4 protein-coding genes are annotated in these 6,852 nt (G+C 74.2%); 1 reads left to right on the top strand and 3 read right to left on the bottom strand.

The genetic code is table 11. The features are described 5' to 3' along the window. Nucleotides 1-373, top strand: a 373-nt coding sequence (locus AC5LUJ_RS10710) for a CysS/YqeB C-terminal domain-containing protein (RefSeq protein WP_493464862.1), incomplete at its 5' end; no start/stop codon positions are given. 310 nt (nucleotides 374-683) lie between these two features. On the opposite strand, the gene AC5LUJ_RS10705 is transcribed toward AC5LUJ_RS10710, so the two are convergent. The 3 genes from AC5LUJ_RS10705 to AC5LUJ_RS10695 form a co-directional block, all read right to left on the bottom strand. After that, complete coding sequence (locus tag AC5LUJ_RS10705) at nucleotides 684-1,910, bottom strand: FHA domain-containing protein (RefSeq protein ID WP_250285430.1); 1,227 nt, start codon at nucleotides 1,908-1,910, stop codon at nucleotides 684-686. A gap of 67 nt (nucleotides 1,911-1,977) precedes the next feature. After that, the gene (locus AC5LUJ_RS10700) at nucleotides 1,978-3,264 is read right to left on the bottom strand and encodes a vWA domain-containing protein (RefSeq protein ID WP_493464861.1); all 1,287 of its coding nucleotides are present in this window, start codon (nucleotides 3,262-3,264) and stop codon (nucleotides 1,978-1,980) included. Continuing rightward, nucleotides 3,261-4,559, bottom strand: coding sequence for a protein phosphatase 2C domain-containing protein (locus AC5LUJ_RS10695; protein WP_250285433.1), 1,299 nt, complete (start codon nucleotides 4,557-4,559; stop codon nucleotides 3,261-3,263). The genes AC5LUJ_RS10700 and AC5LUJ_RS10695 overlap by 4 nt, the downstream gene beginning before the upstream one ends. Nucleotides 4,560-6,852 lie beyond the last annotated feature (2,293 nt).

Here is a 6,852-nt window from a genome sequence, read left to right as displayed (position 1 = left end):
GGCGTGGGGGGCCTTCGCGGCCGCCCTGGACGACGACCTTGCGATCTCCCGGGCGCTGGCTGTCCTCTTCAGCGCGGTCAGCCGCGGGAACCAGGTGCTGTCCAAGGCGCGGCGTCGGGAGCTTGCCGGTTGGGTCGACGTCGTGCGCAGGATGCTGGTCGTTCTCGGGCTCGACCCGGTCAGCCAGTGGCCAGCGGCCGGTTCCGAGCTGCGGCCGGCGCTCAACGGCGTCATGGAGATCGTTCTTGATCTGCGGTCGGCCGCGCGTGCCCGACGGGACTACACCGAGGCGGACGAGATTCGCTCCCGGCTGGCCGCCGGTGGCCTCATCGTCGAGGACACGCCCGAAGGGCAGCGCTGGCACCTGGCGTAGGGATACCGGCCAACCCGGCCGGCCCGGCCGGCAGCCGGCACTCCCCAGGCGGCCGGGTCACGCGGGCAGCCTCGCACGTCCGCGCGCGGGGCCTCGCTGCCGTCGCCGCCGGAGCAGGCCGTTGTGTCGGCTCGCGCGTCCGCGTGCGAGGCCTGCGTGAGACCTGATTCGGGTGAGTCCGTCGTCCGGTGCGCTTTTCGTCCTGGTGGGCGTACCGGACGACGGACCCATTCGGATCTTCTCCGCTGGCCGGTGCCAGTGGCCGCTGCCAGCGGTGGCTCCCGGGAACGGTCGTTACCGGGAACAGCGGTTACCGGGAACGGATCGTGACTCTGGTCCAGGCTCCGAGATACACCCGGTCGCCGTGGCGCAGCGGTACCGGCTGGCCTGGCGGGATCGGGTTCGGCTCGTCGTTGATCCGGGTGCCGTTCGTTGATCCCGGGTCGAGCACGGCGTAGCTGCCGTCCGGCAGGAGCTCGAGCATGGCGTGCGCGCGTGAGATGCCCGGGTCCTCGGGGGCGCCGGCCAGGTCGATCTCCGGATGGATGCCGCGGGACTCGCTGCGCCGCCCGATCAGCAGCCGGGGGCCGTTGAGCGCGAACACCCGCCGTGGGTAGATCGTCGGGAACGGGACCCGGTGATCGTCACCGCTGTCGTAGTACTCCCGCTCGGCCTCGACGACCACGTCCCAGCCGGTGGTCTGGACCGGCAGTGGCCCGCTGGGGCCGGAACGCTCCGCCGAGGCGGGCGCGGGATGCTCCAGCAGGACAAGATCGAAGCCGCACACCTCGCAGAAGCGGGCGCCCACCTCGTTCGGGTTGTGGCAGCTCGGGCAGGCGGCATAGCCGTCGATCGGCTCCCGGGCGGCCTCCCGCGCCGGACGCTCGAAGCCAGCCTGGTTCGGCGGGGGCCGGTGGTAGTCGGTGGCCGCTGCTCCCGTCGAGGGGCGGGCGGCGGCGCCGCGGTCGAGGCCGTACGGGTCGTCGACACCGCCCGTGCCGGGCGCGGAGGGCGCGGGGGAGCGGTACGGGTCGGCCTGCTCGTAGCCCCACAGGTCGGCCCGGTACGGCTCGTCGGGAGGCTCGCCGCGAGGGTCTCGGTAGGGGTCGGGCGGGTAGCTGTCCGCGCTGTAGCCGCCTGGGGCGTAGGGGTCGGGCGGATAGCCGCTGGCGGCGTATCTCTCCTGGCCGTACGGGTCACGGCCGTACCCGCTGGCCCCGTACCCGCCGGCCCCGTATCCATCGGCGCCGTACCCGTCGGCGGGGCGGCCGGCGGCGGGGCGACCGGGGGAGTCGTAGCCGTCCTGGGCATAGCCGTCCCGTCCGAACGGGTCGCCCGGCAGCGACGCGCTCGGGCCCGGCTGTCCCGGGCCGGCCGGCAGCGGCCCGGCGCCTTCGGCCGGCCGCCGGCCGTAGGGCGGCTCCCCGGGGGCCCCGGCGGCGTGGTCCGGCTGGTGCGGTCGCCCGCGACCTGACGGCCCGCTCGTCCCGTCCGCGGGATGAATGACGTAGGGCTCCTGACTGGCTACAATCCGCATACCACATTGATCGCAGTAGTCGGGAGCCAGAGACAGGTGCCCGTCTGGGCAGCGTGCGCTCACCTGATCACCTGTTCACCCTGACGGTCCTGGTCGACCGTGTGTCAAGGACCATTTCGTCAATGGTGTCAACGTTCCGTTTCAGCCGAACAGTACCTGTGCTTGCGTCCTCAATGTCGACCACGTGTTGAAGTAGGTGGTATGTACCCTCGTTGCCGGACTGACGCGCCAACTGTGCACTTCGACCAAGTTTGATGGTAGCGGTCGCCTCGTCGCCGTCGCGTCGGGCCCGCAGACCCTCCTGGATGGCCTGGGCGAGCTCGGCCTGGCCGGTGTAGTGGGCGACCTCGGGCGCGATCTGGGTGGACAGGCTGGCGTCGCTGGTCCAGACCGCGCGGACGCGCTCGCGGCAGCGCACCTGGCCGGACACGACCACGCCGACCTGGGCGGCCAGCATCTCCATGTCATCCATACGTGATGGCACTGTGACACATAGGTGATAATCGCGGGATTCCGCGCCCCACGCGCCAGTCGGATAGTCGACAGTCAGGTCGTCGACCCGGGTGGCGCTGCTGGTGAGATCTGCCACAAATGGTGCGACCTGTCGCAGAAACCGTACAGCGGAGTTACGCGGCGTCCATACCCGTAGGCTGACGCGGTCCACCGCCCGGTTCGTCGCGGTACTGATCATGGCTTGGAAGTCGGCGGCCAGATCATGCGGGCTCCGGACCGCGTCGACCGTGCCGAGCAGGGCCGTCGCGACGTGGCGGAGCTCATCGACCCGCCAGTCCGCCCCCACGCCCCGGCAGTCGCACTGGAAACGCCCGACGCACGCGGCGACGGCCTCGTCGAACTCGGCCGCGTGCTCGCCGTTGCGTCCGTCGGTCAGCAGGATCGCATGGTGGATCGCGTCCGGCCTGGTGGCCATCAGCTCCCGGGCGCGGGTGAGCCAGCGGCCGATCGCGGTGCCTCCGTCGGCGTCGAGGAGCCCGATCCGCTCCTTGGCCGCGGCCCGCGTCCGTTCGTCGGCCCGGACGAGCTCGCGGCCGGCCGGGTAGACGGCCTCGGCGATCCCCGACCCCCGGACGATCGCGAACCAGGTGCCGTCGGGCAGGGCGTCGACCGCGGCCTCCGCCGCCCGCCGCATTTCGACGATCTTCGTCCGCGGGCTGCCCATGGAGCCGGAGCAGTCCAGCATGATGACCTCGGCGAGCTCCACCGGGCCGCGCTGGCCCGGCAGGCCTGCCGGGGCCGGGCCGTACGCTCCCCGGACGGTGACCACCGCGTGTACCTCGCCGTGGCCGTGGGCCAGATACTCGTTCTGGAAGACCTCCACGGTGAACGGCGTGGTCATCGCTGCTCCCTTCCGGAGGGGTGCCGGCCGGCGTACCCGTCGATGGGGTCCGGGCCGGCCCGCGTGACCACGACCGTGATGTTGTCGTGGCCACCGCGGTCGATCGCGTGCCCGGTCAGATGGCGGGCGATCATGATCGGTGAGGCGTTCGGCGGGAGCTGGCCGACGACCGCGGCCATGTCCTCGGCGCGGGAGAGGTAGTTCCACAGCCCGTCGGTGCAGACCAGCACCGTGGCCGAGGCGGGCAGCGGGAAGGCGCGGACGTGCGGGGTGACGTCCTCGGCATCGCCCCCGAGCCAGCGGGTGAGGGTGTGGGCCCGCCGGTCGGTCTCGACCGCGGACGCGGGGATCAGCCCGGCGCGGGCGGCCTCGGCCGCCCAGGTGTCGTCCTCGGTCAGCCGCTGGAAGCAGCGCGTCGTGAACAGATACACTCTGCTGTCGCCGATCCAACCGACGGTCACGTGCCCGGTGCCGTCCCGTTCCCGTGTGATGATCGCCGCGGCCAGCGTGCAGGACGGCGCGCTGCGTCCGATGGCGGGCATCCGGGCCACCTCGTCCTGCGCGGCGGCCACGGCGGCGCGTACCGCCTGTTCGGCCCGGCCCGGGGGCGGCTCCTCGCTGAGCGGGCCGCCCAGCGGGCCTGGCGGGCAGGTCGGGGGATCCGGGTCCGGCCAGTCGGGGTCGTAGCCGTGGCCGCCGTGGCCGCTGGGGCCGCGGTAGCGATCATGATGGTCGGGTGGGTCGCGGTCCGTGCCGAAGTCCTCGTCGAAGCCGGTGCGGCCGAACCGGTCGGGGCCGGCCGGCCGGCCGCGGTCATGGCTGGGGCGGTGCTCCACGTCGTCCCGCTCCCGCCCGGGGTGGGAGCGGGTGACGGGCCGGGCGAGGACCGCCGCCGCGGTCGCCGCCGCCACCCGGGCCGCCGAGCGGGCGGCCGGCCCGGATCCGGGCGTGCTCGACACGCCGTCGCAGACCACCGCGATCAGCGTGGAGCCGACCACGAGGACGCCCATCGCGTCCTCGTTGGTGGTGTGCCGTACCCCTCGGTCGCAGACGCCGGCGATCGGGCCGAGGTCGATCTCACGATGGTCGGTGTCGCCGGTACCCCCCGGTGGTATGGCCCGCAGCGGCGTTCCACACGCTTCGCAGAAGCGGTCGCCCGGACGTACCGGAGCCGCGCACGCCGGGCAGCGACCCCCGTTCTGGTCGATTCCGTACCGTCCCTTCTCCGCTGCGGGGCCGTGGCCGGCCCGCCCGGTCTTGGTGGCTTCCGCCGTGGCCTGCCCACAGCCGATCACGTGCGTATCACCTGGTCGAACCAACGTCCACGGGCGGACGCGGCCTGCCGCCGCCGCCCTGGTGACGTACCGGGGCCAGGCCGTCGGGGCCGGGCCGGCATGCCGGCAGTATCGACCAGGGTGCCGCGGCGGCACCGCCGCCAGGATCCTTCCCGGCTGGGCGCGCGCCGCTCGACCTGTTGCGTGCCGGGGCCGGCCCGGGTGCCCGCCCGGCCGTGAGCGCGGCGCGGCGTCTGCTCCCGGCTCTGCTCCCGGCTCTGCTCCTGGCCCTGCTCCCAGCCCTGGCTCTGGCCCCGGGCCCGCGCCCGGTCCTGGCCCCGCTCTCGGCTCCGGTCCTGCTCCCGGTCCTGGCCCCGGCTCTGGCGCCGGCCCCGGATGCGGCCCCGGGGCCGGCCCCGGATGCGGCGCGCCGCGGCGGTCGACCGCCGCGCCGAAGGCATGCACCAGCGCGGCGGCCCGGTCGAGATCGGTCGGTGCCGTGTACAGCACCGACCGGGCCTGCTGGTACAGGCTGGTGAGTTCCGGCTCCTCGGCGACACCGCGTCCGGCCGCCTTGGCCTGCCAGCCGGCCAGCAGCCCGCGTAGGTCGTCGCGGGTGCGCAGCATGGCCGCGTTGGCCTCGGCGACCCGGCGGGCGGAGATCGCGGTGGCCTCCGCGAGCTCCCGCCAGCGGTCGAGGCCTCGGCTCGCCTCCTTCCAACGGCCCGCCGACGCCGCCGCGGCCAGCCGCTCGAGCCAGGTCCGCAGGCCGTGACGCTCGTCGTCGAGCACGCCGTCGGGCAGGCGGGTCAGGGACCTTCCTGGTGGCAGGACGCGGCCATGGGCCCGGTCGGCGTCCGCCGCGGCCCGCTCGATGAGGGCGACGATGCCGGCCAGCAGCTGGTGGGCCTCCCGCAGTGCCTGGGGCAGGGTGTCGTGCCGCCTGGCCAGCTCGTCCAGCCCGGCACCGGCCGCCGCGACCGCCGCCGCCAGCCGCGCGGACAGGCTCTCGGGCAGCGAGAGCGGATCGGTGGCGGCCTGTTCGGCGAACTCGGCCAGCAGACGGCGGGCGATGGCCAGGCCCGCGTCGTCGTCCAGGCGCAGCCGGGCGGCGGTCGCGGCGGCGGCGGCGATCCGCTGTTCGGCCGCGCCCACGGCGGCCAGGTGGGTGTTCCAGGCGGCTGTGATCTCGTCGACGCAGGTGCGTACGGTCCGTAGCGCCGCGTCGGTACGGCTGGCCAGCTCCGCCGGGCGCACGCCCCGCCGCGGCATCGGGCCGTGCAGCAGCGCGTCCAGCTCGTCGATGGTGCGGGCGTCCAGCCGGGCCCTGTCGCCGCGCAGGGCGCGTGCCCGTCCGACAAGATCGTTGAGGATGCCGTACCAGTGCCAGGCATCGGCCAACGTGTTCAACGCGGTCGTTGCCCGCCGGCGGGTGCCGCCGGTGAGCCGGTCCGGGACGAGCAGGGCCCGCTCGGGAGCGTTCTCCAGGGCTATCAGGGCGGCCGCCTGGGACGCGACCGCCTCCGACAGCGCGGCCAGGGTCCGGTCGATCCGCTCCTGGGCCGTGTTCGCCATGGTCACCGGCCGCGGTGCCGCGGGGCGGCTGGACCGGGCGTCGGGCCGATGGCCGTCCCGGTGGCCACGCCGGTGACCGGGCGTGGGACCGGCCACGGTGACAGGGCCGCGAGCGGCTGGCCGGCGCCGGTCACCTCGAGCGCTCCGTCGGGCCGGCGGGGGGTCATCGGTACCCGTCGCCGGCCCGGCGACCGCCCGTCCGGGTACGCCCAGTGCCGCTGGCGGCGGCTACTGTCCGTGCCGCTGTCCGTGCCGCCGGCAGGGTGCGGAGCCGGCCGGAGCCGGCGGACGTCCGCCTGTCGGGCCGTGCCTGACGTGCCGTCATCGCGGTCACCTGCGCTGCTCGTGATGATGTGGCTGCCCGTGGTGGTACGGGCCCGGCGGCGGGGTGCCTACTCCGGTGGATCCAGTGAACAGCGCCGAAGATGTGTTGGCCGTCACGCTCTGACGATAATGCTGCTGTCGCGGGGTTTGAGATAGGGGTTGTGCCCATCCGGTGTCGCTTTGCGGACAGACAAGCCGTTCGGACGCCGTCCGGGCGGGCCAGGTGTCCCGACACTGTCCTGGTGCCATGGCGGTAGCCGACCGTGATTACTTTCCGTCACATATTGGGCCGTCGCATAGTGGACGCCCGCTGGGCCGGTGCCCGGCCGCGTGGCCGGGCGAAGAGACAGGCCGTGGGGATGCGCGCCGCGGAACGAGGGCGAGGAGCGAGCCGTGGCGGGGATGCGGTTCGCAC

The sequence above is a fragment of the Protofrankia sp. CiP1_Cm_nod3 genome (assembly GCF_982290655.1).
This window is presented reverse-complemented; position numbering and strand designations above follow the sequence as displayed.